Origin of the sequence: Streptomyces sp. NPDC096079, assembly GCF_040303145.1 — a bacterium.
Taxonomy (GTDB): domain Bacteria; phylum Actinomycetota; class Actinomycetes; order Streptomycetales; family Streptomycetaceae; genus Streptomyces.
Window position 1 is genome coordinate 1 of sequence record NZ_JBEOST010000036.1, and the last position, 26,526, is coordinate 26,526.

At 73.3% G+C, this 26,526-nt stretch carries 27 protein-coding genes and 7 tRNA genes; 21 read left to right on the top strand and 13 right to left on the bottom strand.

The genetic code is table 11. From position 1 onward, the window contains the following. Window positions 1–99 precede the first annotated feature (99 nt). Window positions 100–771 (bottom strand): lysophospholipid acyltransferase family protein, encoded by a 672-nt coding sequence (locus ABTY59_RS36115; RefSeq protein WP_352023386.1) that lies wholly within the window; start codon window positions 769–771, stop codon window positions 100–102. 241 nt (window positions 772–1,012) lie between these two features. Here ABTY59_RS36115 and ABTY59_RS36120 point away from each other — a divergent pair, with 241 nt between their 5' ends. From ABTY59_RS36120 to ABTY59_RS36130, 3 genes are all read left to right on the top strand, one after another. Beyond that, window positions 1,013–2,179 (top strand): glycerophosphodiester phosphodiesterase, encoded by a 1,167-nt coding sequence (locus tag ABTY59_RS36120; RefSeq protein ID WP_352023387.1) that lies wholly within the window; start codon window positions 1,013–1,015, stop codon window positions 2,177–2,179. Window positions 2,180–2,293: 114 nt separating this feature from the next. Beyond that, a complete protein-coding gene (locus ABTY59_RS36125) occupies window positions 2,294–2,878 on the top strand; it encodes a sigma-70 family RNA polymerase sigma factor (RefSeq protein WP_352023388.1) in 585 nt (194 codons plus the stop codon). A gap of 37 nt (window positions 2,879–2,915) precedes the next feature. After that, a complete protein-coding gene (locus ABTY59_RS36130; RefSeq protein WP_352023389.1) occupies window positions 2,916–3,404 on the top strand; it encodes a GNAT family N-acetyltransferase in 489 nt (162 codons plus the stop codon). A gap of 15 nt (window positions 3,405–3,419) precedes the next feature. Here ABTY59_RS36130 and ABTY59_RS36135 read toward each other — a convergent pair whose 3' ends face one another. Further along, entirely contained in the window at window positions 3,420–3,836 is a 417-nt protein-coding gene (locus tag ABTY59_RS36135; protein ID WP_352023390.1) for a hypothetical protein, read from the bottom strand. A gap of 2 nt (window positions 3,837–3,838) precedes the next feature. Next, window positions 3,839–4,201, bottom strand: a complete 363-nt coding sequence (locus ABTY59_RS36140) for a hypothetical protein (protein ID WP_352023391.1) — start codon at window positions 4,199–4,201, stop codon at window positions 3,839–3,841. Between the two features lie 558 nt (window positions 4,202–4,759). On the opposite strand from ABTY59_RS36140, the gene ABTY59_RS36145 reads away from it, so the two are divergent. From ABTY59_RS36145 to ABTY59_RS36180, 8 genes are all read left to right on the top strand, one after another. After that, complete coding sequence (locus tag ABTY59_RS36145) at window positions 4,760–5,809, top strand: methionine ABC transporter ATP-binding protein (protein WP_352023392.1); 1,050 nt, start codon at window positions 4,760–4,762, stop codon at window positions 5,807–5,809. Continuing rightward, complete coding sequence (locus tag ABTY59_RS36150) at window positions 5,806–6,474, top strand: methionine ABC transporter permease (RefSeq protein ID WP_352023393.1); 669 nt, start codon at window positions 5,806–5,808, stop codon at window positions 6,472–6,474. The genes ABTY59_RS36145 and ABTY59_RS36150 overlap by 4 nt, the downstream gene beginning before the upstream one ends. 83 nt (window positions 6,475–6,557) lie before the next feature. Then, window positions 6,558–7,412 carry a MetQ/NlpA family ABC transporter substrate-binding protein gene (locus ABTY59_RS36155; RefSeq protein ID WP_352023394.1) on the top strand — a complete coding sequence of 285 codons (855 nt, stop codon included), beginning with the start codon at window positions 6,558–6,560 and terminating at the stop codon, window positions 7,410–7,412. Between the two features lie 207 nt (window positions 7,413–7,619). Then, window positions 7,620–8,255 carry a GNAT family N-acetyltransferase gene (locus ABTY59_RS36160; protein ID WP_352023395.1) on the top strand — a complete coding sequence of 212 codons (636 nt, stop codon included), beginning with the start codon at window positions 7,620–7,622 and terminating at the stop codon, window positions 8,253–8,255. A 72-nt stretch (window positions 8,256–8,327) separates the two neighbouring features. After that, window positions 8,328–9,569 (top strand): precorrin-6y C5,15-methyltransferase (decarboxylating) subunit CbiE, encoded by a 1,242-nt coding sequence (gene cbiE / locus ABTY59_RS36165; RefSeq protein ID WP_352023396.1) that lies wholly within the window; start codon window positions 8,328–8,330, stop codon window positions 9,567–9,569. A gap of 331 nt (window positions 9,570–9,900) precedes the next feature. Further along, the gene (gene cobT / locus ABTY59_RS36170) at window positions 9,901–13,338 is read left to right on the top strand and encodes a nicotinate-nucleotide--dimethylbenzimidazole phosphoribosyltransferase (RefSeq protein WP_352023397.1); all 3,438 of its coding nucleotides are present in this window, start codon (window positions 9,901–9,903) and stop codon (window positions 13,336–13,338) included. A gap of 208 nt (window positions 13,339–13,546) precedes the next feature. Continuing rightward, the gene (gene cobA, locus ABTY59_RS36175; RefSeq protein WP_352023398.1) at window positions 13,547–14,779 is read left to right on the top strand and encodes a uroporphyrinogen-III C-methyltransferase; all 1,233 of its coding nucleotides are present in this window, start codon (window positions 13,547–13,549) and stop codon (window positions 14,777–14,779) included. Between the two features lie 84 nt (window positions 14,780–14,863). Continuing rightward, on the top strand, window positions 14,864–15,682 hold the full coding sequence (locus ABTY59_RS36180) for a TrmH family RNA methyltransferase (RefSeq protein ID WP_352023399.1): 819 nt from the start codon (window positions 14,864–14,866) through the stop codon (window positions 15,680–15,682). Between the two features lie 31 nt (window positions 15,683–15,713). Here the strand turns inward: ABTY59_RS36180 and ABTY59_RS36185 are convergent, their stop codons facing one another. Further along, complete coding sequence (locus ABTY59_RS36185) at window positions 15,714–16,904, bottom strand: serine/threonine-protein kinase (protein WP_352023400.1); 1,191 nt, start codon at window positions 16,902–16,904, stop codon at window positions 15,714–15,716. 501 nt (window positions 16,905–17,405) lie between these two features. On the opposite strand from ABTY59_RS36185, the gene ABTY59_RS36190 reads away from it, so the two are divergent. The 3 genes from ABTY59_RS36190 (at window position 17,406) to ABTY59_RS36200 (ending at window position 19,465) form a co-directional block, all read left to right on the top strand. Then, window positions 17,406–17,573, top strand: a complete 168-nt coding sequence (locus tag ABTY59_RS36190; RefSeq protein ID WP_352023401.1) for a hypothetical protein — start codon at window positions 17,406–17,408, stop codon at window positions 17,571–17,573. A 568-nt stretch (window positions 17,574–18,141) separates the two neighbouring features. After that, window positions 18,142–19,104, top strand: coding sequence for a phosphotransferase family protein (locus ABTY59_RS36195; RefSeq protein WP_352023402.1), 963 nt, complete (start codon window positions 18,142–18,144; stop codon window positions 19,102–19,104). Between the two features lie 67 nt (window positions 19,105–19,171). After that, a complete protein-coding gene (locus ABTY59_RS36200) occupies window positions 19,172–19,465 on the top strand; it encodes a TFIIB-type zinc ribbon-containing protein (RefSeq protein ID WP_352023403.1) in 294 nt (97 codons plus the stop codon). A 113-nt stretch (window positions 19,466–19,578) separates the two neighbouring features. Here ABTY59_RS36200 and ABTY59_RS36205 read toward each other — a convergent pair. The 6 genes from ABTY59_RS36205 to ABTY59_RS36230 form a co-directional block, all read right to left on the bottom strand. After that, window positions 19,579–19,653: transfer RNA gene (locus ABTY59_RS36205), tRNA-Val, on the bottom strand. 28 nt (window positions 19,654–19,681) lie between these two features. Next, a tRNA-Val gene (locus ABTY59_RS36210) sits at window positions 19,682–19,753 on the bottom strand. Between the two features lie 27 nt (window positions 19,754–19,780). Further along, window positions 19,781–19,855, bottom strand: a tRNA-Val gene (locus ABTY59_RS36215). A 34-nt stretch (window positions 19,856–19,889) separates the two neighbouring features. Continuing rightward, window positions 19,890–19,961: transfer RNA gene (locus ABTY59_RS36220), tRNA-Val, on the bottom strand. Between the two features lies 1 nt (window position 19,962). Continuing rightward, window positions 19,963–20,036 (bottom strand) — tRNA-Cys (locus ABTY59_RS36225). 39 nt (window positions 20,037–20,075) lie between these two features. Beyond that, a tRNA-Gly gene (locus tag ABTY59_RS36230) sits at window positions 20,076–20,148 on the bottom strand. 255 nt (window positions 20,149–20,403) lie between these two features. On the opposite strand from ABTY59_RS36230, the gene ABTY59_RS36235 reads away from it, so the two are divergent. From ABTY59_RS36235 to ABTY59_RS36245, 3 genes are read left to right on the top strand one after another with little or no spacing between them, the layout of a single operon-like run. Then, window positions 20,404–21,471, top strand: a complete 1,068-nt coding sequence (locus ABTY59_RS36235) for a chorismate-binding protein (protein WP_352023404.1) — start codon at window positions 20,404–20,406, stop codon at window positions 21,469–21,471. Further along, window positions 21,468–22,298: an aminotransferase class IV gene (locus ABTY59_RS36240; RefSeq protein WP_352023405.1), complete on the top strand. Its 831-nt coding sequence runs from the start codon at window positions 21,468–21,470 to the stop codon at window positions 22,296–22,298. Before ABTY59_RS36235 ends, ABTY59_RS36240 begins: the two co-directional genes overlap by 4 nt. Window positions 22,299–22,340: 42 nt before the next feature. After that, the gene (locus tag ABTY59_RS36245; protein WP_352023420.1) at window positions 22,341–23,180 is read left to right on the top strand and encodes a GNAT family N-acetyltransferase; all 840 of its coding nucleotides are present in this window, start codon (window positions 22,341–22,343) and stop codon (window positions 23,178–23,180) included. A gap of 3 nt (window positions 23,181–23,183) precedes the next feature. On the opposite strand, the gene ABTY59_RS36250 is transcribed toward ABTY59_RS36245, so the two are convergent. Further along, the gene (locus ABTY59_RS36250) at window positions 23,184–23,702 is read right to left on the bottom strand and encodes a DsbA family protein (protein ID WP_352023406.1); all 519 of its coding nucleotides are present in this window, start codon (window positions 23,700–23,702) and stop codon (window positions 23,184–23,186) included. 149 nt (window positions 23,703–23,851) lie between these two features. Here ABTY59_RS36250 and ABTY59_RS36255 point away from each other — a divergent pair, with 149 nt between their 5' ends. Both ABTY59_RS36255 and ABTY59_RS36260 read left to right on the top strand, forming a co-directional pair. Beyond that, window positions 23,852–24,265, top strand: coding sequence for a hypothetical protein (locus tag ABTY59_RS36255; protein ID WP_352023407.1), 414 nt, complete (start codon window positions 23,852–23,854; stop codon window positions 24,263–24,265). 122 nt (window positions 24,266–24,387) lie between these two features. After that, window positions 24,388–24,552 (top strand): hypothetical protein, encoded by a 165-nt coding sequence (locus tag ABTY59_RS36260; RefSeq protein WP_352023408.1) that lies wholly within the window; start codon window positions 24,388–24,390, stop codon window positions 24,550–24,552. Between the two features lie 32 nt (window positions 24,553–24,584). On the opposite strand, the gene ABTY59_RS36265 is transcribed toward ABTY59_RS36260, so the two are convergent. Next, entirely contained in the window at window positions 24,585–25,142 is a 558-nt protein-coding gene (locus ABTY59_RS36265; protein ID WP_352023409.1) for a CGNR zinc finger domain-containing protein, read from the bottom strand. 191 nt (window positions 25,143–25,333) lie between these two features. Further along, complete coding sequence (locus tag ABTY59_RS36270; RefSeq protein ID WP_015032345.1) at window positions 25,334–25,747, bottom strand: SsgA family sporulation/cell division regulator; 414 nt, start codon at window positions 25,745–25,747, stop codon at window positions 25,334–25,336. 190 nt (window positions 25,748–25,937) lie between these two features. Here ABTY59_RS36270 and ABTY59_RS36275 point away from each other — a divergent pair, with 190 nt between their 5' ends. Together ABTY59_RS36275 and ABTY59_RS36280 are read left to right on the top strand one after the other, a co-directional pair. Continuing rightward, entirely contained in the window at window positions 25,938–26,360 is a 423-nt protein-coding gene (locus ABTY59_RS36275) for a TIGR02611 family protein (RefSeq protein WP_352023410.1), read from the top strand. A 54-nt stretch (window positions 26,361–26,414) separates the two neighbouring features. Continuing rightward, window positions 26,415–26,489: transfer RNA gene (locus tag ABTY59_RS36280), tRNA-Val, on the top strand. Window positions 26,490–26,526: the final 37 nt, after the last annotated feature.

A 26,526-nucleotide genomic window follows, 5' to 3' on the forward strand; every position in this document is an offset into this window, starting at 1 on the left:
GCACCGGCACCCACCGTGCCGGACATCACCCCCGGCACCCACACGGGTTTCGTCAGGCTGAAGCACGTCAAGGGGGCACTTCCCTGTGGACGAGCGGGGTTACGCCGCCTTCGCCTTCGTGGCGTACATGTCCACGTACTCCTGCCCGGAGAGCCGCATCACCTCGGCCATGACCGAGTCCGTCACCGCCCGCAGCACGTACCGGTCGCGGTCCATCCCGTCGTACCGCGAGAACTCCATCGCCTCGCCGAAGCGGACCGTCACCTTGCCCGGGCGCGGGAAGCCCGCCCCGCCCGGCTGGATCTTGTCGGTGCCGATCATCGCGAACGGCACGACCGGCGCCCCGGTCATCAGGGTCAGCCGCGCGATGCCCGTACGGCCCCGGTACAGCCGGCCGTCGGGGGAGCGGGTGCCCTCCGGGTAGATCGAGAAGATCTTGCCCTCCTCCAGCACGCGACGGCCCGTCATCAGCGCCGCCACACCGCCCCGGCCGCCGTCCCGGTCCACCGGGATCATGCCGACGCTGGTGAAGAACCAGGCCATCGCCCGGCCCTTGACGCCCTTGCCCGTGACGTACTCGTCCTTGCCGATGAAGTAGACCGGACGGTCCAGGCAGATCGGCATGATCATCGAGTCGATGAAGGTCAGGTGGTTGCCCGCGAGGATCACGGGGCCCGTTCCGGGAATGTTCTCGGCGCCCTCCACGCGGGGGCGGAACATCAGGCGCATGACCGGCCCGAGCACTGCCTTGATGATCGCGAGACGGGACAACGGTTCCTCCGGTGGGAAGCGGGTCGGTCGAGCTGTCGAGCCGACGGCTGCAGCTGGCGACGATACTCGCGGGTCACCCTCACGCGCACATCGGGTTCACCGAGTCGATACGCAGTGTTGACGTGTGTTTCCGCCATGTTCCGCCGAGGTCTGCCGCCCGTAGGGGCCCGCTGCCTAGCGTCGGGGACAACCATTGGCAGGTGCGGGACATCACACCGCGGCTCACACAGGAGGATCCCTCATGACGCAGGGCGAACGCCGGACCCCGGCACGGCGGACGGTTCTCGGAGCGGCGGGCGCCACCGTCCTCGGCGCCTCGACGGCCCTCGCGGCCGGCAGCGCGGAGGCCGCCACGACCGGCCGCGCGCCCCACCGCGGCCACGGCTACCGCTCGCTCCCCGTCCCCACCGTCATCGGCCACCGGGGCGCCAGCGGCTACCGCCCCGAACACACCCTCGGCTCCTACCGGCACGCCCTCGACCTCGGCGCCCACGTCATCGAGCAGGACCTCGTCCCCACCCGGGACGGACACCTCGTCTGCCGCCACGAGAACGACATCACCGGCACCACCGACGTCGCCGACCGCCCCGAGTTCACCGCACGGAGGACCACCAAGACCGTCGACGGCGTCGCCCTCACCGGCTGGTTCACCGAGGACTTCACGCTCGCCGAGCTCAAGACCCTGCGCGCCAAGGAGCGCATCCCCGGCACCCGCCAGGAGAACACCCTCTACGACGGCCGCTGGACGGTCCCCACCTTCGAGGAGGTGCTGCGCTGGGCCGAGGAGGAGGGTCGCCGCCGGGGCCGCGAGATCTGGCTCCACGTCGAGACCAAGCACCCCAGCTACTTCCGCTCCCTCGGCCTCGCTCTCGAGGAGCGCCTCGCGAAGCTCCTGCGCCGCTACGGCCGCCACCGCGCCGACTCCCCGGTCTTCCTGCAGTCCTTCGAGCCCAGCAGCATCCAGCGCCTGGCCAAGCTGGTGGACGCCCCGGGCGTGGTCCTGCTCTCCGGCGCGAGCAGCCGCCCCTGGGACTTCGTCGAGGCCGGGGACCCGCGGACCGTCGCCGACCTGGTCACCCCCGAGGGCCTGCGCTGGATCGCCTCGTACGCGCAGGGCATCGGCCCCACGCTCGACCTGGTCATCCCGAAGGACGCGAGCGGCCGGCTCGGCACGCCGACCACCCTGGTCCGCGACGCGCACGCCGAGGGGCTGATCCTCCACCCGTACACGCACCGCAACGAGAACACCTTCCTGCCCGCGGACTTCCGCAAGGGCACGGACCCGACGGCGTACGGCGACGCCTTCGGCGCCCTCAAGCGGTACCTGGAGACGGGGATCGACGGCATCTTCTCCGACAACCCGGACACGGCGCTCCTCGCCGCCGCGGACCTCACCGCCCGCGGCTGACCCGGACCCGACGAGGGGGCCGTACGGGCGGACATCCGGACCGTACGACCCCCTCCCGGGTGGTTTACGCCGGGCACCGCAACCAGGTCCGCGCCCCCCGGCATCGTGCCGGTCATGACCACCCCCGAGACCCTCCCCACCCCGGAGACCCAGCCCCGGACGCAGGCCCAGACCCCCGCGACCGCCCCCGGACTCCTCGCCGCCCTCGCCCCGTTGCTCTCCGCCGAGTCCGACGCCGAGGCCCCGGCCGCCGGCGTCGACCCGAGCGACCTCGAACAGGCCGTCTGGCTCCGCCTCCTGGAGCAGCTCCGCGAGACCGGCACCGCCCCCGAACGCCCCGCCGAATGGCTGCGACGCGCCGTCCGCGCGGAGGCGCGCCGCGCCCGCAGGACCCACGACCGGGAGCGCCCGTACCGGGATGAACCCGTCGAGGAGCAGGGCGGCTCCCCGGAGCACTCCGTGCTGGTCGCCGAGGGCCGCCGCCGACTGCGGGCCGCCGTGACCAGGACACCCGGCCGCTGCCCTAAGGTGCTCATCGCGATGCTCGACCCGGAAGACCCCACATACCGGGAAATCGCAGGAGAGTTGGGTATCTCACAGGGCAGTCTGGGGCCGATGCGTTCCCGTTGCCTGGGATGCCTGCGCAGAATGCTGGCGGCAGAGGTTCCCGCCCCGGGTCGACGGGGAAGGGTGCGGTAAACCGATGATCGACCAGATGAGCGGGAGGCGTGCACACATGGGCCTGAGTGTGACCATCTCAGCGGCGGACGCGCAGGACGCGGAGCACATCCTGAAGCTGCAGTACCTCTGCTACCAGAGCGAGGCGGAGCTGTACGGGGACTGGTCCATCGAACCGCTCACCCAGTCGCTCGACGCCCTGCGCGCCGAACTGGACGAGGGGCACGGGCTCGTGGCCCGGCTCGGCGACGAGGTCGTCGCCTCCGTGCGGGCCCGCCTCGACGAGGACGGCACGGTGCGGATCGCCAAGCTGATCGTCCACCCGCGCATGCAGCGGCACGGCCTCGGCGGCCGCCTCCTCGACGGCATCGAGCGCCACTTCGCCGCGGAGGCGGAGGAGACGGCTCCCGCCAAGCGCTTCCAGCTCTTCACCGGCCACCGCAGCGAGGGCAATCTGCGCCTCTACCGCAGCAGGGGCTACGCGCAGGTGAGCACCCGTGACATCGGCCCGAAGCTCACCCTGGTCACCCTGGAGAAGGCCGCCTAGGCGGCCCGGAGACCGCTACGCGGCCCTGGCCGACCTCCGCAGCCACCAGATGCCGGTCAGCGGCAGCAGCACCGGGATGAAGACGTACCCGTAGCCGAAGTCCGACCAGACCGTGGCGTCCGGGAAGGCGGACGGCTCCACCAGCGTCCAGGTCCCCACGATCAGTACGCCCGCGAGCTCGGCGGCGCAGCACACCAGCGCCGCCCTGCGGGCCCTTTCCCCGCCGCGCACCAGCGTGTACGTGATGAAGACGTAGACGACCGCCGCCACCGCCGACAGGCCGTACGCGAGCGGAGCGCGGTCGAACTCGGTGGCGATCTGGTAGATCGAGCGGGAGACCGCGCCGACCGACATCACGCCGTACAGCCACACGAGCAGCATGCCCGGCCCGGTGACGAGCCGGGTCTTCCCCTGGGTCTCGGTCGCGGTCATGGTCAGCCCACCGTCCAGATGTCGTAGAGACGCACTTCGAGCACCGCGAGGACGACCGCGCCGGCCGACACCGTCGCCGAACCCCACCGGCTGCGCTCCGCGAGCGACATGAAGCCGGCGATCGGCACCGCGCACAGCGCGCCGAGCAGATAGGCGACGAAGATCGTCGTGCCCTCCTCGGCCTTCTCCCCGCGTGCCAGCTGCACGATGCCGACGATCAGCTGGACCAGGACCAGGAAGGTCACCACGGCCATGCCGATGAAGTGCCAGTCCTTGGTGGGCTGGTCACGGGTGGCGGCGAAGCCGCACCAGGCGGCGAGGGCGAGCGCGGCCGCGGAGACCGCGATCGTCAGGGCGTCAAGCATGCGCCCGAGGGTATTACGGGCCGAATGGCCCGGTGCGCCCGCCCCCACCCCCTCGGCACCCCGTCCACGGCGTGGCCTTGGCCACATCCCGCGGCCGCTCCCGCTCCCGCCCCGGACCGGGCCGGGTCCCGTTCCCTCCAGGCCACGCACGGGATGGTCCGCGCTCGGGCACTCCCGCGGCGTCCGCATGGCGTCTCAATGACGTCCGCTATTCGGACAGCCCGCTTCCCTTCGCAGCTGCGCATGTTTTACTTGCAGACATGACCACGACGAGCAGCCGCACCCTTGCGACCGAGGCGAACACGACGCCCGGTGCTCGTTGTATGTGTCGAATGTGCGCCTTCTGAGGGCCCCCGCCTGGCCTCGCGCCCCGAAGCGAGACCCCGACGGCCGAGCCGATCCGCCCGCCACCCGGCGCCGGACCGTGCCTGCCCCGCGCACCGCTGCCGCCCGGCCACCAGCCGGAGCAGCGCCCCCCGTGCGCCTGACTGTCCGAATGACGAATGCCCCGTGCACGACGGACCCCGCGTCGCGCACTCGACAGTGACGGAAACCCCTGTGATCACCACTTCGGGCCTGACCAAGGTCTACGAGTCGCGCGGCCGGCAGGTCACCGCTCTGGACGGCGTCGACCTCCACGTCCGCGAGGGCGAGGTGTTCGGCGTGATCGGCCAGAGCGGCGCCGGCAAGTCCTCCCTCATCCGCTGCGTCAACCTCCTGGAGCGCCCCACCTCCGGCACCGTGACCGTCGACGGCGTCGACCTCACCGCGCTCGCCGGGAAGGGCCGCCGCGCGGGCAAGGACCTGCGCCGGGCGCGCAGCAGCATCGGCATGGTCTTCCAGCACTTCAACCTGCTGTCCTCCCGCACGGTCAAGGACAACATCGAACTTCCCCTGGAGATCCTCGGCGTCTCCGGCGCCGAGCGCTCCCGCCGCGCCCTGGAACTCCTCGACCTCGTCGGCCTCGCCGACAAGGCCAAGTCCTACCCGGGGCAGCTCTCCGGCGGCCAGAAGCAGCGCGTCGGCATCGCCCGCGCCCTCGCCGGCGAGCCCAAGGTCCTCCTCTCCGACGAGGCCACCAGCGCCCTCGACCCGGAGACCACCCGCTCCATCCTCCAGCTCCTGCGCGACCTCAACCAGCAGCTCGGCCTCACCGTCCTGCTCATCACGCACGAGATGGACGTCGTCAAGACGATCTGCGACTCCGCCGCCCTGATGCAGCACGGCCGCGTCGTCGAGTCCGGCACCGTCGGCGAACTGCTCGCCACCCCCGGCTCGCAGCTGGCCGCCGAACTGTTCCCGGTCAGCGGCGCGCCGACCGGCCCCGACCGGACCGTCGTCGACGTCACGTTCCACGGCGAGGCCGCGACCCAGCCGGTGATCTCGCAGCTCTCCCGCACGTACAACATCGACATCTCGATCCTCGGGGCGGCGATGGACACCGTCGGAGGGAAGCAGATCGGCCGGATGCGGATCGAGCTGCCCGGACGGTACGAGGACAACGTCGTCCCGGTCGGCTTCCTGCGCGAGCAGGGCCTCCAGGTCGAGATCGTGGAGGACACCGTGGAAGAGACCGCGCACGTGCTGGTCAAGGAAGGTGCCAAGTGACCTGGTCGGAGATGCAGCCCCTCCTGGAGCAGGGCACCGTCGACACCCTCTACATGGTCCTGTGGGCCACCGTCGTCACCATCGTCGGCGGCCTGCCGCTCGGCATCCTCCTCGTCCTCACGGACAAGGGCGGACTGCTGCAGAACCGGCCGGTGAACAAGGTCGTCGGTGCGATCGTGAACATCGGGCGTTCGCTGCCGTTCATCATCCTGCTGATCGCCCTGATCCCGTTCACGACCTTCGTCGTCGGCACCTTCATCGGCCCGACCGCGATGATCGTGCCGCTCGCCATCGGCGCCATCCCCTTCTTCGCGCGCCTCGTCGAGACGGCGATCCGCGAGGTCGACCACGGGCTCGTCGAAGCCGTCCAGGCCATGGGCGGCGGCATCCCCACCATCGTCCGCAAGGTGCTGCTCCCGCAGGCCCTGCCCTCGCTGGTGTCGGGCGTCACCACCACCGTGATCGTGCTCATCGGCTACTCCGCGATGGCCGGCGCCGTCGGCGGCGAAGGCCTCGGCTCCAAGGCCGTCACCTACGGATACCAGCGCTTCGACACCACGTTCATGCTGGTCACCGTCGTCATCCTGGTCGCCGTCGTGACCGTCGTCCAGCTCATCGGCGACGGAGTCGTCCGACTCCTCGCCCGCCGGGGCCGCACCGCGTAACCCCCCCCAGACTTCGTCCTTCGAAGAACAGCCCGGACTTGTTGTCCAGGCGTCCACCGCTCCACCGGAAAGAGGCACTCTTCGTGCGTAAGAACATCAAGCTCACCGCCGGTATCGCCGCCACCGCAGCCCTGGCCCTCGGCCTCACCGCCTGCGGCACCTCCTCGGACCCGTCCTCCTCCAAGGACGCGGCCGGCGCCGCCGACAAGCCGCTCGTCGTCGCCGCGTCCCCGACGCCGCACGCCGACATCCTCGGCTTCGTCAAGGACAACCTGGCCGAGAAGGCCGGCCTGAAGCTGGAGGTGAAGGAGTTCACGGACTACGTCCTGCCGAACACCGCCACCGAGACCGGCCAGGTCGACGCCAACTTCTTCCAGCACAAGCCGTACCTCGACGACTTCAACAAGAAGAACAACACGCACATCGTCCCGGTGGTCGACGTCCACCTGGAGCCCCTGGGCCTCTACTCCAAGAGCCTCACGTCGGTGAAGGACATCAAGGCCGGCCAGACCATCGCCGTCCCGAACGACACCACCAACGAGGGCCGCGCGCTCCACCTCCTCGCCGACAACGGCCTCATCACCCTCAAGGACGGCGTCGGCACCGACGCCAAGCTCTCCGACATCACCGACAAGAAGGGCCTGGAGTTCAAGGAGCTGGAGGCCGCCACCGTGCCCCGCGCCCTGAACGACGTGGACGCCGCCGTCATCAACGGCAACTACGCCATCGAGGCCAAGCTCTCCCCGTCGAAGGACGCCCTCGTCCTGGAGAAGGCGGACGGCAACCCGTACGCCAACTTCCTCGCCGTCAAGGAGGGCAACGAGAAGGACGCCCGCGTGCAGAAGCTCGCCAAGCTCCTCAACTCGCCCGAGGTGAAGAAGTACATCGAGGACACCTACAAGGGCGCGGTCATCCCGGCCTTCGGCGCCGCCAAGTAAGGCACGACGCCCGAGGGGCCGTCAGACCGGCTCCCCCGTAAGGTCCTTGAGCAGAAGGCCCCCGCACCCCGCCCGGTGCGCGGGGCCTTCGCCACACCCGCCCCCACACCCCCCGGCACACCCGACCCGGCCATGCGCACCGGCGCCCGCATGCTGCATGCTGTGCGTTCACGGTCGATTCGGACGGTCCACGGCATGGAGCTGCGCATGACTACCACCTTTCCGGACATCTCCATCAACACGGACCGGCTGGTGCTGCGCGCGCTCGAGGAGACGGACGCCCCCGCCCTCGCCGAGATGATGAACGACGAGATGGTCGCCGCCTGGACCGCCGTGCCCCAGCCCTACACCGAGGACGCCGCACACCGCTGGATCACCGAGTACGCCCCCACCGAACGGGCCGCGGGCCGCGGCCTCGACCTCGCCGTCACCGAGTTCCTGACCCAGCGTCTGGTGGGCGTCGTCCAGCTGAGCAGCACCAACTGGCGGGTCCGCTCCACCGAGATGTCCTACATCATCGCCCCCTGGGCCCGCGGCGAGGGCTACGCCTCCGAAGCCGCGCTCGCCACCGCCCAGTGGCTGTTCGGCGACCAGGGGTTCGAGCGCCTCGAACTGCGCACCGCCGCCGACAACACCGCCTCCCAGCAGGTCGCCCAGAAGATCGGCTGCATCAGCGAGGGCGTCCTGCGCAACGCCTGCATAGCCCGCACCCGCACCGAGGACGGCACCTGGGCCGAACTGCGCACCGACTTCATCGTCTGGGGCCTCCTCCCCGAGGACCTCGACGGCGTCGCCGACCAGATGGCCGAGGCGGGCTACTCCTCGTACACCGACTGGAGCTGAGCCCCCGCACGGATCCCGGGGTACGCTCGGCACGCCCCCGACCTGCGACGACACCCAGGGAGACACACGACGATGGCCGACCGCGTCACGGTGATCGGCTGGGACGGCTCGCCCCTCACCGCGGCGGCCCGGTCCGCGCTCTCCGCCGCCACGCTCGTGGCCGGCGCCGCGCACCACCTGGCGCTGCCCGAAGTGCCCCCGGGGGCCGAGCGCATCCGCCTGGGCAGCGTCGACCTCGCCGCCCGCCGCATCGCGACCCACCGCGGCACCGCCGTCGTCCTCGCCGACGGCGACCCCGGGTTCTTCGGCGTCGTCCGCACCCTGCGCGCCCCCGAGCACGGCCTGGAGGTCGAGGTCGTCCCCGCCGTCTCCTCGGTCGCCGCCGCCTTCGCACGGGCCGGCATGCCGTGGGAGGACGCCCGGATCGTCGTCGCCCACCAGCGGACCCTGCGCCGCGCCGTCAACGTCTGCCGTGCCCACCCCAAGGTCGCCGTCCTCACCTCACCGGGCGCGGGACCCGCCGAACTCGCCCTCCTCCTCGACGGAGTCCACCGCACCTTCGTCGTCTGCGAGGAACTCGGCACCGACCGCGAACAGGTCTCCGTCCTCACCTCCGACAAGGCCGCCGACCACACCTGGCGCGACCCGAACGTCGTCCTCGTGATCGGCGGCGCGGTCGGCGGCACCCCCGCCGCCCCCTGGCTGTCGGGCCAGGACCCGGCCGCGCGCACGGTCCGCGGCTGGGGCCTTCCCACCGAGGAGTACGACTCCGAGGGCGAAGGCCCCGGAACCGGCGGGGCCCGCCCGGGCGAGGGCAGCGACCCCGCCCTCCGGGCCGCCCAACTGGCCCGCCTCGGACCCCGCACCGGCGACCTCGTCTGGGACATCGGCTGCGCGGGCGGCGCCTTCTCCGTCGAGGCCGCCCGCTTCGGCGCCGCCGTCATCGCCGTCGACACCGACGCCTCGGCCTGCGCCCGCACCGAGCGGGCCGCCCGCCGCCACGGGGTGCTCCTCCAGACCGTCCACGGGCGCGCCCCGCACGTCCTGGAGAGCCTGCCCGAGCCCGACACCGTACGGATCGCGGCCGGCGGCGTCCCCGTCGTCACCGCCTGCACGGACCGGCGCCCGGAGCGCATCGTCGCCCACGCCTCCACCCGCGACGAGGCCGAGGCGATCGGCGCCGCCCTCCACGGCGGCGGCTACGCCGTCGAGAGCCTCCTCCTCCAGACCGTCGGACTCGACCCGGACGACTGGTCGGAACGCGAGCGTTCGGTCGTGTTCCTGCTGTCCGGACGCAGGGCGACCTCCCCCTAGCTTCGCTGGGGGGACCCCCACCCGTGACCAGGCCGCCGCACCGGGGCAGGGTAGGCTGGCCGATTGTTGTACCGCACCGGGACGTTCGGCACTCTGTTCGTCAATGTCCCGAATGGGTGGCCGGTTTGCGCCTCCGATGTGGTACGCGACAAGGGGGGACCGCGCGACGTGGCGCAGTCCACAGCGCACCGTGGCGAATCTCCCTGCCACGATGGCCGAGGGCCGCGACAATGTGTGGGTGTCCGCGTGCTTCGTGCCGCGCGGCGCGCGCGCTCGTTCTTGTCGACGGGCGCAGGTCTGAAGGAGCACAAGCGATGGGCGAGGGGTACGCATGACGGACACCGGCCAGGTCCCGGGCGAGGGGCTGCCGGAGAACGCAGGCATGGTCGAGCAGCCGGGCATCCCCGCTCCGGGCGCGTACACCTTCCTGGACCCCTCCGAGCACACCGCCGAGGACGACGAGATCCTCCTGATGCCGGGCGCCCAGGGCGCCTGGAGCGAGCACCCGCCGGGCGTCGTTCCCGCGCCGCCGGTCGCCGTGCCCGCGCCGCACCTCGTCCCCGGCCAGGGCGTCCCGCAGGCCCACGCCCCCGTGGGCGACCCGCTCACCGACCCGCTGCCGGACCCGCTCACGGGCCCGCTCCCCGACGGCGTCGCGCTCGCCGACGTGCTGACCGCCCCGCAGGGCGCGCACCTCGGCACGCCCGCGCACGGCGTCCCGGTGCCCCCGACGGAGCCGGTCCACACCGAGCACGGCTACGAGCCGGGGATCCTCGACACCGGAGCCCACGAGGCCGCCGGCCGTGACACCGGATCCGTCGACCTCGGCGGCGTCCGCGTGCCCCCGCCGGCCGCGGCCCCGACCCCGCCGCCCGCCCGGCGCCCGCTGCACATGGGCCCGCCGGTGCCGGACGCCGGCGGTGGCGTCGTGCTCTCCCTCGCCGACCGCGGCCCGGCCGCCGCCCCCGCGCCGGCCCCGCAGCCCGCGCCGGCCCCCGAGCCGGTCGTGGCCACGGCCCCGGCCCCGATGCCGGTGCGGAACCCGGGCCCGCCGACCACCGGCCCCGAGTACTTCGAGATCGCCCAGGACCAGCAGCTGGCGCCGCAGGGTGCCGAGCCGTGGGTCGCGCAGCCGCAGGAGCCGGCCGCGTCGCAGGCACCGGCAGAAACGGTCGTCCCGGCGGGCGCCCAGTTCGTCCAGGTCGAGGGCTCCGTCCCGACGACCCCGCACCTGGCCCCGGTCCCGGTGCCGGAGGCGCCCGAGGAGCAGGCCGCCGAGGCGCCCGCCCTCGTGGAGACCGCCCCGGACGAGGCCCCCGAGGCCCCCGAGGCCCAGGTCACGGTCCCCGCCCCGCGCGAGGCCGAGGCCGCCGTCCTCCCCGTCGTGGAAGCCGAGCCGCAGGCGGCCGAGCCGGCCGCCGAGGCCCCGGTCGAGCCCGCGCAGCCCGTGGAGGAGCCCGCCCCGGTCCAGCAGTCCGAGGCCGAGCTCATCGAAGCGGCGCCGGCCGGGACGGCCCCGGAGCCGGTGCAGCCCGTCGCGGAGGAGCCCACGGCGCCCGCGCCCGTGGAGACCCCGGCCGAGCTCCCGGTGGAGGCGCCGACCGAGCTCCCGGCCCAGGCCGAGGAACCGGCCGAGGCTCCGGCGGAGACCGTGGCCGTCGCCACGGAGGTCCCCGTGGCCGCCGCGGAGGTCCCGGCGCAGGCCGTGGAGGTCCCGGTGGTCGCCGACGAGCTTCCGGCGCAGGCCGAGGAGATCCCCGTGGTCGCCGAAGAGGCACCGGCCGAGACGCCGAGTGCCGAGCAGCCGGAGCAGGCCGGGGACCCCCAGGCCCCCGAGGACGCCGAACTCACCGAGGCTCCTGAGGTCATCGAGGCCCCTGAGGTCATCGAGATCGCCGAGGCCGTGCAGACCCCGGAGCCCGCACCGGCTCCCGAGGCCGCCCCCGTCGCCGAGCCGACGGCCGCCGCCCCGGCCCCCGAGGAGACCCCGGTGGCCGACGAGGCCCCGCTCGCCGAGGCCGACCCGGTCCCCGACTCGCCCCCGGCCCCCGGCTACGACGACGCCGAGCGCGAGGCGGTCCTGCGCGTGATGCGCGAGCGCCGCGACATCCGCAACGGCTTCCGCGGCGACCCCATCCCGCACGAGGTGCTCCTGCGCGTCCTCGAAGCGGCGCACACGGCGCCCAGCGTCGGCCACTCCCAGCCGTGGGACTTCGTCGTCATCCGCTCCGCCGAGACCCGGCAGACGATGCACGAGCTGGCGCAGCGTCAGCGCGAGGCCTACGCCAAGTCGCTGCCGAAGGCCCGGGCGAAGCAGTTCAAGGAACTGAAGATCGAGGCGATCCTCGACACCCCGGTGAACATCGTCGTGACCGCCGACCCCACCCGGGGCGGCCGCCACACGCTGGGCCGCTACACGCAGCCGCAGATGGCCCCGTACTCCTCGGCGCTCGCCGTCGAGAACCTCTGGCTCGCGGCCCGCGCCGAGGGCCTCGGTGTCGGCTGGGTCAGCTTCTTCGACGAGCGCGAGATGGTCCGCGCCCTCGGCCTTCCCGAGCACCTCGAAGTCGTGGCGTACCTCTGCGTGGGATACGTGGACGAGTTCCCGGACGAGCCGGAGCTGATGCAGGCGGGCTGGTCCAAGCGGCGCCCGCTGGCCTGGGTCGTCCACGAGGAGACGTACGGCCGCCGCGCCCTGCCGGGCGAGGAGCCGCACGACCTGCTCCAGGAGACCGTCGCGAACATCCGCCCGCTGGACGCCAAGGCGCTCGGCGAGGCGTGGGAACGCCAGAAGCGCATGACCAAGCCCGCCGGGGCCCTGGGCATGCTGGAGATCATCTCCGCGCAGCTCTCCGGCCTCTCCCGGATCTGCCCGCCCCCCATCCCGGAGCCGGCCGCCGTGGCGATCTTCGCCGGCGACCACGGGGTCCACGCCCAGGGCGTGACCCCCTGGCCGCAGGAGGTCACCGGCCAGATGGTGGCCAACTTCCTCGGCGGGGGAGCGGTCTGCAACGCGTTCGCGAACCAGGTGGGCGCCGAGGTCTGCGTCATCGACGTGGGCGTGGCGTCCGAACTCCCGGCCACGCCGGGCCTCCTGCCCCGCAAGGTGCGCCCGGGCACGGGCGACTTCACCACCGGCCCGGCGATGACCCGCGAAGAGGTCCTGGCCGCGATCGAGGTGGGCATCGAGACGGCCCGCGACCTCGTGGCGGCCGGCAACAAGGCCCTGCTCACCGGCGAGATGGGCATCGCGAACACCACCGCGTCGGCCGCGCTGATCTCGGTCTACACGGGGGTGGACGCGGCCGAGGTCACGGGCCGGGGCACGGGCATCAACGACGAGACGCACGCCCGCAAGGTGGACGTGGTCCGTCGCGCGCTCGACCTGCACAAGCCGGACCCGGCGGACCCGATCGGCGTCCTGTCGGCGGTCGGCGGCCTGGAGCACGCGGCCCTGGTGGGCCTGATCCTGGGCGCGGCCTCGCTCCGCACCCCGGTGATCCTGGACGGCGTCTCCACCGGCGCGGCGGCCCTCGTCGCCCGCGCGATCGCCCCCGAGTCGCTCGCCGCCTGCATCGCGGGTCACCGCAGCGCCGAGCCCGGCCACGTGGCGGCGCTGAACAAGCTGGGCCTGCGCCCGCTGGTGGACCTCGACCTCCGCCTCGGCGAGGGCACGGGCGCGCTCCTGGCGCTGCCCCTGGTGCAGAGCGCGGCACGCGCGATGCACGAGGTGGCCACCTTCGACTCGGCGGGAGTCACCGAGAAGTAGCACCCGGCGCGTCCCCCCACCCGCTCGGGGCGGGGGCGCGCGGTTACCGGGCGGCCCCACGTCAGGGACGCGCGACGGGGGAGATCCGTCACAACGTGACAGGGCCTCGTCACCGATATCGTGGGGGCGGGCGCGAGCCCCCGTCCCACCAGCCGCTTCACCGCCGCAGCGGCCCCGCACATGCCACGCCCCGAGGAGCCGCTCACCCATGGCAGAGAACGCCGAGCACCCCGCCTACCCCGTCGGACTGCGCCTGGCAGGCCGCCGCGTCGTCGTCCTCGGCGGCGGACAGGTGGCCCAGCGCCGCCTCCCGGCCCTGATCGCCGCGGGCGCCGAGATCACCCTGATCTCGCCCTCCGCGACCCCGTCCGTGGACGCGATGGCGGAGACGGGCGAGATCACCTGGATCAAGCGGAGGTACGAGGAGGGCGACCTCGCCGACGCCTGGTACGCCCTGGTGGCCACCACGGACCCGACGGCGAACGCCGCGGCCTCGGCCGAGGCCGAGCGCACCAGGACCTGGTGCGTGCGGGCGGACGACGCCGAGGCGGCGACGGCCTGGACCCCGGCCACGGGCCGCGACGCCGGAGTGACGGTCGCCGTGCTCACCGGCCACGACCCCCGCCGCTCGGCCGCCGTCCGGGACGCGATCGTGGAGGGCCTCCGCGACGGCTCGATCGCCGCGCCCGCGCACCGCGCCCGCACCCCCTTCGTGGCCCTCGTGGGCGGCGGCCCGGGCGACCCGGACCTGATCACGGTCCGGGGCCGCCGGCTGCTCGCGGAGGCGGACGTCGTCATCGCGGACCGGCTCGGCCCCCGGGACCTCCTGGACGAGCTGCCGCCGCACGTCGAGGTGATCGACGCGGCGAAGATCCCGTACGGCCGCTTCATGGCCCAGGAGGCCATCAACAACGCGCTGATCGAGCACGCCAAGCAGGGCAAGTCGGTCGTCCGCCTCAAGGGCGGCGACCCGTTCGTCTTCGGCCGCGGCATGGAGGAGGCCCAGGCCCTGGCCGCCGAGGGCATCGCCTGCACGGTCGTCCCGGGCATCTCCAGCTCGATCTCGGTCCCGGGCGCGGCCGGCATCCCGGTGACGCACCGCGGGGTGGCCCACGAGTTCACCGTGGTCAGCGGCCACGTGGCCCCCGACGACCCGCGCTCGCTCGTCGACTGGGCGTCCCTCGCGAAGCTCACCGGCACGCTGGTGATCCTCATGGGCGTCGACAAGATCGGGAAGATCGCCGAGGCGCTGATCGCCCACGGCAAGAGCCCCGACACCCCCCTGGCCCTGGTCCAGGAGGGCACGACGGCGGCCCAGCGCCGGGTGGACGCCACGCTGGCGACGGTCGCGGAGACCGTGCAGGCCGAGGAGGTCCGCCCGCCGGCGGTCATCGTCATCGGCGACGTGGTGGCCGAGGCCCCGGACAAACTGACGACGTAGCACCACCCGTTCCCCCCGCGCGTACGGCGGGTCCGCCCCGCCGTACGCATTGGCACCACACCCCGGACAAGGCAGTATCACCTCGTGGCCGAACTCATCACGATCGACGACCCCGACGACCCGCGCCTGCGTGACTACACCGGCCTGACCGACGTCGAGCTCCGCCGCAGGCGCGAGCCGGCCGAGGGCCTGTTCATCGCGGAGGGCGAGAAGGTCATCCGCCGGGCCCGCCAGGCCGGATACGAGATGCGGTCGATGCTGCTCTCCGCCAAGTGGGTGGACGTCATGCGGGACGTCATCGACGAGGTCCCGGCCCCGGTGTACGCGATCCAGCCGGACCTCGCGGAGCGCGTCACCGGCTACCACGTGCACCGCGGCGCCCTCGCCTCGATGCAGCGCAAGCCGCTCCCGGAGGCGGGCGACCTCCTCGCCGGCGCCCGCCGCGTGGTGATCATGGAGTCGGTGAACGACCACACCAACATCGGGGCCATCTTCCGCAGCGCCGCGGCCCTCGGCATGGACGCGGTCCTGCTGTCGCCGGACTGCGCGGACCCGCTGTACCGCCGCTCGGTGAAGGTCTCGATGGGAGCGGTGTTCTCCGTCCCGTACGCCCGCCTGGAGAGCTGGCCCCGAGGCCTGGAGGTCGTCCGGGAGGCGGGCTTCAAGCTGCTCGCCCTCACCCCCGCGGAGAAGGCCACGTCGATCGACGAGGCCGCCCCGCACCGTCTGGACCGGGTGGCGCTGATGCTCGGGGCGGAGGGTGACGGCCTGTCGACGCAGGCGCTGCGGGCCGCGGACGAGTGGGTCCGCATCCCGATGGCCCACGGCGTCGACTCGCTCAACGTGGGCGCGGCGGCGGCCGTCGCCTTCTACGCGGTGGCGACGGGCCGCCCGGAGTCCTGACCCCGGGACCCGGGGCCCGTCCGGAGACCCCCTAGCCCTGGAGGGCCTGAGCGGCGGCGATGCCCAGGGCCACCACCAGGGTCACCACCACGAAGACGAAGAGCCGCTGCCGCAGCAGCCGTGGGTTGGCGGGGCGACGGCCGGTGGACGTCGAGCGGGCACCGGGCCGGGTGCCGGGACGGGACTGAGGCGCCCGGGAGCCACCGGTACGGGGCCCGGCCGAAGGACGGGACGAAGGCCCGGGCCCCCGCCCCGGCCCCCGCTCGCCACCCCGCTCGGGACGCTCGCGCTCCGGCCCACGACCGGGCACGTCCCGGTCGGTGTAGCGCTCGGTCGGGCGGACGGTGTTGCGCTCCTCGGTCCGCTCCCGCTGGACGGGCGGCCGGGAAGCGGGCAGCCCCTGGGCCTCGCGGGCCGCGATCTCCTTGAGCCGCATCGACAGCTGAAGGGTGCTGGGACGGTCCTCGGGGTCCTTGGCGAGGCAGGCCCGGATGAGCGGCGCGAGGGCGTCCGGCACCCCGTGCAGCTGGGGCTCCTCGTGGACGACGCGGTAGAGCATGACCTCGGAGCTGCCGTGCCCGAAGGGGGAGTCGGCCATCGCCGCGTACGCCAGGGTGGCGCCGAGCGAGAAGACGTCGGTGGCGGGGGTGACGGCCGCCCCGCGCACCTGCTCGGGGGCGAGGAAGCCGGGCGAGCCGACGGCCGTGCCCACATGGGTCAGGGTGCTGGCCCCGGTGGCCCAGGCGATGCCGAAGTCGATGATGCGGGGGCCCTTGGGGGAGAGCAGGATGTTCGAGGGCTTGAGGTCCCGGTGCACCACGCCCGCCTCGTGGACGGCGACGAGCCCCTCGGAGAGCGCCGCCCCGATCGAGGCCACGTCGGCGGCGCGCAGAGCGCCTTCCTCGGCGACCCGGTCGTGCAGCGAGGGTCCGGGGACGTACTGGGTGGCGAACCAGGGCCGCTCCGCCTCCAGGTCGGCGGCCACGAGCCGGGCCGTGCAGCCGCCCCGGATGCGCCGGGCGGCGGACACCTCACGGGCGAACCGCGACCGGAACTCCTGGTCCTCGGCCAGGTCGGGCCGGATCACCTTGAGCGCGACCCGCTGGCCGCGCCGGTCGGACCCGAGGTACACGACGCCCATCCCGCCGGCCCCCAGCCTGCGGTGGAGCCGGAACGACCCGACGATCCGCGGATCCTCGCGCCGGAGCCGCATCATCGCCATGTCCGTCCCCTCGTCCGTTCGACGTGGCACAGCTTACGTAGTGGCGCCCGTACGCGCTCATAGGCCGCGCCCTCGCACCGGGATCGATTGTCAGTACTGAGGGGGACGGCGGGCCCGGGCGGCCGCCCCGGCCCACCTCAACCCCCGCTCGCGGAAACCCACTTGACGACCGTGCCCGGATCCGGCCGGACGGCTCGCGGCGCGGGTTCCGGGGGCGGCCGGGCCGTCCGCGGACAGCGGGCCCGAGGACGTGAGCGAAGTCACGCCGACACGCCCTCTGAGGGCGCCCCCTCCGGGAAGACCCCGGGTTCCGGACCCCCTTCTCCACCCAGGGGAGTACGCCGCACGGGCGGGCGTCATCCTCCGGGAGGCCCGGAAGTCGGTACGCGGGCATGACGTCCAGGCGGCCCCCGCTCCCTAGTGTTGAGGTCAAGCGGCGGGTGCAGCACTCGTCCCCCGAGGTCACGTACCCGCCGCGCCAGACACGACAGGAGAGGAACCATGGCTTACCTGGCACCGCGGACGACCACCCGGCCCTCCAGCCGCCGTCACCCCCTGGTGGCCACCGCCATGGTCCTCCCTCTCGCGGCCCTGCTCGTGGTCGTCTTCGGCGGCTGGGAAGCGGTGGTCACACAGGCGTCGTCCGTGGGCGTGATGCTGGGGCGCTGAGCGGCGCCCCGGACCCGGGAGAGCGGCCCGGGTCGGGACATCCGGCCATCAGCCCCGTGGGGACGGGGGTGCGGCGGACGGCAGCGTGGGGCCGGTCAGCTGGGGAGCTGACCGGCCCTCGCGCATTCCCGCGAGCCACCGGTCGACCGGCCCCGCCCGCGTGTCATCCGGCCGTCCGAGCTCGCGCTCCGGTCCCGCGCCCGCACCGGGGCATCTGCCCGCGCCGGAGACCCGCGCCCGCACGTGGGCATCTGCCCGCATCGGCAGACCCGCGCCCGCACGTGGGCATCTGCCCGCGCCGGCAGGCCCGCGCCCGCGCCGGCGACCCGCGCCCGCGCGTGGGCATCTGCCCGCGCCGGCAGGCCCGCGCCCGCGCCGGCGACCCGCGCCCGCGCGTGGGCATCTGCCCGCACCGGCAGGCCCGCGCCCGCGCCGGCGACCCGCGCCCGCACCGGAGACCCGCGCCCGCACCGGCAACCCCCGCCCGCGCCGGCATCCCCCGCCCGCATCGGCATCCCCCGCCCGCACCGGGGCATCCGCCCCGTCCCCGACGCCGTACGCTCCGGGAGTGGACCCAGTACCCCGGACGCCCCCGCCCCTCGCCCCGCCGCCCCCGCTCGACGCCCTCGCCGCGCTGGCCCGTGCGGCGGCGCACCCCGCGGCGGCTCCCTGCCGCTGTGCGGACGAGTGCGTCGGGGTGCTCGCGGACCGGGACGACGGGACCGTCGTACGGCACGGGGACCTGGTCGCGAAGGCGCACGCGCCCGGCACCGACCCGGCGGCCCATCGCGTACGGCTCGCGCTGGCCGCGCACCGGGACGTCGCCGGCGTCCTCCTGCCGCCGCTGCCGCTGCCGCTGCCGAGGTCCGGCGCCGACGTGCTCGCCGGCCGCCCGGTCACGGTGTGGCCGTACGGGCCGCCGGTCGACCCGGCGGACCCCGACGCCGCTCCGTGGGAGGAGGCGGCGCGACTCCTCGCCCTGCTGCACCGCACGCCGCCCCCGCCCGGCCACGCCGACCGGCTCCCTGACATGCGGGCCCCCGTGAAGGCGGCGCTGGCCGTCGACCGCATGCGCCGCGCGGCCCCGGACCACCCGGCGACGGCCACCGTCCTCGACGCCTGGCGGACGGTGCCGGCGGACCCCGGACCGTACCGCCTCCTGTGCCACGGGGACTTCCACCTCGGCCAACTGGTCAGGTCCGCCCCCGCCGGCCCCTGGCGGCTCATCGACATCGACGACCTGGGTCTCGGGGACCCCGCCTGGGACCTGGCGCGGCCCGCCGCCTGGTTCGCCGCCGGCATCCTGCCGCCCGAGGTCTGGTCCCGGTTCCTCGGCGCCTACCAGGAGGCGGGCGGTCCCGCGGTGGACGGAGATCCCTGGGGCCGACTCGACGTGCCCGCGCGGGCGCTGACGGTGCAGACGGCCGCGCTGGCCCTCGCCAAGTCCACGGCCGAGCGGCGCCCGCTCGACGAGGTCGAGGAAGTGATGATCGACACCTGCGCCCGCATCGCGGGACGCCGAACCGGGTAGGCCCTTTCGGCGTCCACGTAAGGTGAAGCCACCATTCGAACGGCGATGTCAGGGAGTTGAGCCGAGCATGCAGTGTCCCAAGTGCCATGCGGCGATGCACACGTACAACCGCAACGGTGTCCAGATCGAGCAGTGCAGCGGTTGCCGGGGCATATTCCTGGACTACGGCGAGCTGGAGGCCCTGACCCGCCTGGAGTCCCAGTGGGGCCAGCAGGCCCCGCCCGCCCCGCCGGCCTACCCGGCGCAGCCCGCTCCCGCGGCCCCGGCGTGGGGTGCCCCGCACCAGGGCGGTCACCACGGTGGCCACCACGGCGGGCACTACCGTCAGCGTGGCTTCGGTCGGATGCTCTTCTCCTCCTGACCCCCGCCCGTGCCCCGGTCCCGGACCGGGGCACGCACCCGTCCCGGGGTTCGCACCGAGCCGGGTACGAAGAAGCCCCCGTGCCGCGAGCTGCGGCCGGGGGCTTCTCCGTATGGTGCGCGATACTGGGATTGAACCAGTGACCTCTTCCGTGTCAGGGAAGCGCTCTCCCGCTGAGCTAATCGCGCGGGTACACCCGGGGGTGTCGGTCCTGCGTGCGCGATACTGGGATTGAACCAGTGACCTCTTCCGTGTCAGGGAAGCGCTCTCCCGCTGAGCTAATCGCGCGGGCGCACCCGAGGGGTGCGTGAAGTGTGGTGCGCGATACTGGGATTGAACCAGTGACCTCTTCCGTGTCAGGGAAGCGCTCTCCCGCTGAGCTAATCGCGCGGGGGATCCGAGGACCCGGGATCCGAAGATCCAGTGGACGATACTGGGATTGAACCAGTGACCTCTTCCGTGTCAGGGAAGCGCTCTCCCGCTGAGCTAATCGTCCTTGGAGGTGGAGACGGGATTTGAACCCGTGTAGACGGCTTTGCAGGCCGTTGCCTCGCCTCTCGGCCACTCCACCAGGAGTGATAACGGGGGTTCGGGAAGATCCCCCACATCGAGCGGACGACGAGACTCGAACTCGCGACATCCACCTTGGCAAGGTGGTGCTCTACCAACTGAGCTACGTCCGCTTGTCGTTTCCGTTCCGCTTGCGCGTCCCGGCGACGTGTTGAACTCTAGCGGATTCCTGGGCCAGTACAAAAACGCGTTTCCGCAGCGTGCTGACCTGCACGCCCTTCCGGCCGCCCGGCCGGGCCTCCCGGAGGGTTCGCGTGGCGTTCACTCGCCGTGTTCTCCGGGTGGCGGGGAGCCCCCGTCACACGCGCCTCCCACGCCCCTCCCGGTACGACCCCGTGCTCCCCCTCCGCCCGACCTAGACTCGATGCGTGCACGACCTTGCTCCTCTGGCCCGCTTCGGCGGCCTCGTCGCGACCGATCTCCGGGACGTCACCCACGACCCCGAGGCACTGGACTCCGCAGGCTTCTGGGCCGTCTGCGCGGACTTCGAAGGGCGCCTGACCTGCGCGCGCTTCGGGGACGTCCGGCCCGACCCGGTCCCCGCGCCCGTCCCGGGCGCCTGGCGCGGCCCCGCCGCCGGTGACTGGACGTCCTCGCTCGACCGCGCCGCGTACACGGCGGGCGTCCGGCGGGTGCGCGAGCACATCGCGCGCGGCGAGGTCTACCAGGCGAACCTCTGCCGGGTGCTGACCGCGCCGCTGCCGGACCCGGCCGCCGCCGACGTCGACGCCCTCACCGCGCTCCTGGCCCGGGGCAACCCCGCTCCGTACGCCGGAACGATCCGCCTCCCCGCCCACGGCGTGGAGATCGCCACCGCGTCCCCCGAGCTCTATCTCCGCCGGGAGGGGGCCCTGATCTCCTCGGGCCCCATCAAGGGCACCGGCCGCACCGCCGCGGACCTCCTCCCCAAGGACCACGCGGAGAACGTGATGATCGTCGACCTGGTCCGCAACGACCTCGGCCGCGTCAGCGAGACCGGCACGGTCGCCGTCCCCGAGCTCTGTGCCGTCGAGGAGCACCCCGGTCTGGTCCACCTCGTCTCGACGGTGACCGGACTCCTCCGCGAGGACACCGGCTGGCCCGGGCTGCTCGCCGCCACGTTCCCGCCCGGCTCCGTGACCGGCGCGCCCAAGTCCAGCGCGCTGCGGATCATCGAGGCGCTGGAGACCGCGCCCCGGGGCCCGTACTGCGGGGGCATCGGCTGGGTCGACGCCGACGCGGGCACCGGCGAGCTGGCCGTCGGCATACGCACCTTCTGGATCGACCGTCCCGAGGGCGTGCTGCGGTTCGGCACGGGGGCCGGGATCACCTGGGGCTCTGACCCGGAGCGCGAATGGGAGGAGACCGAGCTCAAGGCGGCGCGGCTCGTCGCGATAGCGTCGGGCGCCTACGAGTCAGGCGCCTCTGAGGCGAGCGGAAAGGCCATCTCTCGATGAAACTCTGGGTCAACGGCGGGCTGCACGACGCGGAGACCGCCCGGGTCTCCGTCCTGGACCACGGACTGACCGTCGGCGACGGGATCTTCGAGACGGTCAAGGCGGAGCGCGGCGAAACGTTTGCTCTCACCCTGCACCTGGAGCGCCTCACCCGCTCCGCCCGCGGCCTCGGACTGCCCGACCCGGACCTCGACGAGGTCCGCCGCGCCTGCGCCGCCGTCCTGGAGGCGAACCCGATGGAGCTCGGCCGGCTCCGCATCACCTACACCGGTGGGCTCTCCCCGCTCGGCTCGGAGCGCGGCGACGCCGGGCCGAGCCTGGTCGTCGCCCTCGGCGAGACCGGCCGGCGCCCCGACTCCACCGCCGTGATCACCGTCCCCTGGACGCGCAACGAGCGCGGCGCGCTCACGGGCCTCAAGACCACCTCGTACGCCGAGAACGTCGTCGCCCTGGCCAGGGCGCGCGAGCGCGGCGCGTCCGAGGCGCTCTTCGCCAACACCGTGGGCCGGCTCTGCGAGGGCACCGGCTCCAACGTCTTCGTCGTGGTCGACGGCGCCGTCCTCACCCCGCCCGTCTCCTCCGGCTGCCTCGCGGGCATCACTCGCGCGCTCGCCGTCCGGTGGACCGGCGCCGAGGAGACCGACCTGCCGCTGGACGTGCTGGAGAGCGCCGACGAGATCTTCCTGACCTCGACCCTGCGCGACGTCCAGGCGGTGCACCGGGTGGACGGCAGGGACCTCGCGCACGCCCCCGGACCCGTCACCGCCAAGGCGATGCGGATCTTCGACGAGCGCGCGGCCGCGGACCGGGACCCGAGGCTCGCGTAAATCCGGATGACGGGCGGCGGCGGGCTGGGTAGAACACCCATGATGACCACCACCCTGCGGCCGTCCGAGCCGCTTCAGCAGTCCGCCGACGGCGGCCGTTCCCGCACCTTCGACATCTGCGTGAACAGCCGCCGGGTCGGCTCCGTGCACCTCGCCACCGATCCGGGCTTCGGTACGGCCTCCGGCCTCATCGACCGCCTCCTGGTCGACGGCCCGGACCGGGGCCGGGGCCGGGGCACCGTGGCGGCGCTCGCCTCGGAGGAGGTGCTGCGCGGCTGGGGCTGCGACGAGGTCCAGATCTCGGTGCCCGCCGAGTCGGAGGCGGCGCAGCGGATGGCCCGCTCGCTCGGGTACACCGAGCGCAGCCGGAACATGGCCAAGGAGCTGCCGCCCGAGCCGCCGCGGCTCCCGGAGGGCTTCGGGCACCGCCCGGTCACCGGGGCGGAGTTCGAGGAGTGGTCGGCGAAGTCCCGGGCCGCCTTCGCGCAGAGCTGGATCGACCGGGGCGTCCCGGCGGAACAGGCGCTCGCCAAGGCCGAGGACAGCGGCCGCCGCTTCCTCCCGCAGGGCCTCGCGACCCCGGGCGTCGCCGTGTCCGTCGCCGTGCTGGACGGGCAGGTCGTCGGCTACCTGTGGGTGGGCCGGCTGGAGCGCGAGCCCGGGAAGGGGACGGGGTTCGTCTTCGAGGTCGAGGTCGTCGAGGGGCAGCGCGGGAAGGGGTACGGCCGCGCCCTCATGCTCCTCGCCGAGCACCACGCCCTGGAGGCCGGGGAGCAGCTGATCGAACTCCATGTGTTCGCGGGCAACACCCCGGCGATCCGGCTCTACGAGTCGCTCGGCTACCGCACGACGCTCGTCAACAGCGCGAAGCCGCTGCTCTGAGGGTCACCGGTCCGCGAGGAGCCGGTCGGCGATCTCCTCGATCCGAGCCCGCAGGCCCTCCTGGCTCTGGCCGCCGTCCAGGCGCTCGCCGCCGATGACGTAGGTCGGGGTGCCGGTGACCTTGATCGCCTTGCCCTCGGCCTCGTCGGCGTCCACGGTCAGCAGGTGCCGTCCGTCGATCAGGGCCGTGTCGAACTCCTCGGCGTCCAGGCCCAGTTCCGTCGCCACCTCCAGGAGGACCGGCTCGCCCCGCGCGCCGAGATCGGCGGTCCTGGCGAGCAGCGCCTCCGCGTACGCCCAGCCCCTGCCCTGCTCGACGGCCTCCTCGGCGGCCTGGGCGGCGGCGTACGCGTGCTTGTGCTTGGCCAGCGGGAAGTGGCGCAGCTGTACGTCGAGCCGGTCGCCGTACTTCTCGCGGAGCGCGCGGACGTCGTCGAGGGCCTGGAAGCAGTCGGGGCACTGGAGGTCGAACCACGCCTCCAGGACGACGGGGGAGGAGGGTGCGGTGGTGGAGTCGTTCATGGCAGCAGTCTCCCTCACCGGGCCCCGGGGAGGAGATCCCGGCCGGGTCGACCCGGAGATCTCCCTGAGACCGGCCCGGGAGCATGGCCGCGGACGGCTCCCGCGGTGCAGGATGGAAGGGACGTATCGCCCGGCATCTGGAGGATCGCATGCTCGCCGAGACCATCTGTTCCGCGGTGTCCGCGGCGGGCCTGGGCATCGCCGCGATTTCGGCGTACCGGAAGAAGTTCCTGTCCGCCGCCCGGACCGCGGCCTACGCCCTGGTGCCGCTCGGCCTGGTGATGACGGGTGCGGTGCAGTGGCTCGTCGACACGGCGTTCAGCCCGGTGGCCTGGGCCGGCTTCGGCGTGCTCGGCCTCGCGTGCCTGCTCTTCCTGTCCACCCGGGCGGTGGAGCGGCGCAGGGCCGGCCGTGAGGTGACGGCCGGGGGAGCCGACCCGAGAGCCGTGGCCCCGGCCGCGTCGGCGCCCTCGCGAGCCGTGGCGTCGAAGCCGCAGGCCGGTCAGCCCGCCGGTGAGGACTTCAGCGACATCGAGGCGATTCTGAAGAAGCACGGAATCTGATCACTTCTGGCGCTTCCGGTGTCCGTCCCCGTTCCGTGATCCACGGGAAGGGGTGAACGGCCCCCGGGTTGGGGCGTGTTGCGGGATTCGGCGGGCCGGGGGTGCGTCATCATCCCCCCGAGATGCTGGATACCTCGCGGGAGCCCGTGCCCGCCGCCACCGACGCCCCTGCCGAAGAGCCGCGCGGCTGCCTGTTCGCGCTCTCCCAGCCGCCGCTGATGATCTTCCTCGGGGTGATCGGCTGTCTGCTGCTGATGGCCGCGCTGCACGATCTCTACGTGCTGTGACCTCCTGGCCCTGAGGTCCCCGCCCGGAGCGGTCAGCCCGCGGCTTCCTTGCGGCGCGCGCGGTACGCGGCCACGTGGAGGCGGTTGCCGCAGGTGCGGCTGTCGCAGTAGCGGCGCGAGCGGTTGCGGGAGAGGTCGACGAAGGCGCGGCCGCAGTCCGGCGCCTCGCAGCGCCGCAGCCGCTCCTGCTCGCCCGCCACCACGATGAACGCGAGCGCCATGCCGCAGTCGGCCGCGAGGTGGTCCGCCACCGAGGCGCCCGGCGCGAAGTAGTGCACGTGCCAGTCGTAGCCGTCGTGGTCGGTGAGCTGGGGGGTGGTGCCCGCGCCCGCCACCAGCTGGTTGATCAGGGGCGCCGCGATCCGGGCCTCGGGGGCGGAGAAGACCGCCGCGAACTTCTCGCGCACCGCGCGCACCGCGCGCAGGTCGTCGGGTCCGAGGTCGCCCACGCCGCTGACCTTGTGCGCGCGCAGGAAGTCGTGGAGCTCCGGAAGGTCCAGGAGCTCGTCGGCGCGCTCGCCCTGGGGCGCGGTGTTCATCAGATCGACGACGGTGTCGAGGGCGATCCGGGTGTCGTGGGGGATCAGCACGATTCGCTCCCTGGCCGGCCGCGGACGGGTGCCCGCGGAATGGCGCTGACTTTAGCGCGCCCCGGAAAACGACACCGGCGCCCGCCACCGCGCCGGCTGCGCGGTGGGAGCGCCGGATCTCGTGCTTATGTCACGGACCGTCCGGCGCCGTCGCCCCGAGTCGGACGGCGCCGTGCGGCTCTCGGCCTGGCTCAGCTGTCGGCCAGGATGTGGGAGAGCTCCGTATCGAGATCGAAGTGCCGGTGCTCGGTGCCCGGTGGCACGGCGGCGTCGGTCCTCTTCAGGAACGACTCCAGGGCCCTCGCCGGGGCCTCGAGCAGGGCTTCTCCCTCGGGGGAGCTCAACGCGATGCAGACGACTCCCTGACCGTGACTACGGGACGGCCAGACGCGGACGTCGCCCGTGCCGGTGGGCCGGTGCAGCCCCTCGGCGAGAAGGTCGCGGGCGAAGACCCACTCGACCGTCTCCTCGGCTCCGGTGTGGAAGGTGGCGTGCACGGCATACGGATCGGCCGTGTCATACCGCAGGCCCGCGGGTACAGGCAGTGAGGACTCGCTCGACACAACGAGGCGCAGGTGCAGCTCGCAGCTGACCGTGGTGTTCATAAGCGCCAGGGCCTTTCGCTCAGTGTGCGCTCGGGGATTCGCACGTCGGCGAAATCGACATGCCACCTCCGGTGCCGTTGTAAACCCCTCTGTCGGTTTTGTGATCGTTCAGGTAGCTCGGATGGGCGCGTGTGACCTGCGGTAATACGGCCGTTCCGGTGGGGGGTCCCCGTCCGGTAGGTTGGGGAGCATGAATGCGGAGAGTGACGAGCGCACCGGGGAGTCCGCGGACGGCCAGGAAGCCGAACTGGGATCCCGTGCGCCGGAGTTCATCAAGTCCCGGCGAGGCCTGCATCTGAGCTGGCAGGTCGGCGTCTTCATCGTGGGACTCGCCGTGGTCGGCGCCGGAGTGGTGATGCTGCCGCTCCCGGGGCCCGGCTGGCTGGTCATCTTCGCCGGCATGGCGATCTGGGCGACCGAGTTCGTCTGGGCCCAGCTCGTGCTCCGCTGGACCAAGCGCAAGGTCACGGAGGCGGCCCAGCGGGCCCTGGACCCGAAGGTCCGCCGCCGGAACATCATCCTCACCGCCATCGGCCTGGTGATCATCGCCGCGCTGCTCGGCGTCTACCTGTGGAAGTTCGGCTTCGTGATGCCGTGGAAGATCGACGAGTGACCTTCCGGTGGTGCGGGAGCCCCGCTGACATGGGGTAATGTTTGCGGTGCGCCCGGGCGATTAGCTCAGTGGGAGAGCACTTCGTTCACACCGAAGGGGTCACTGGTTCGAACCCAGTATCGCCCACCACCCGGATCGAAGGCCCGGAGACGGAACACCGTCTCCG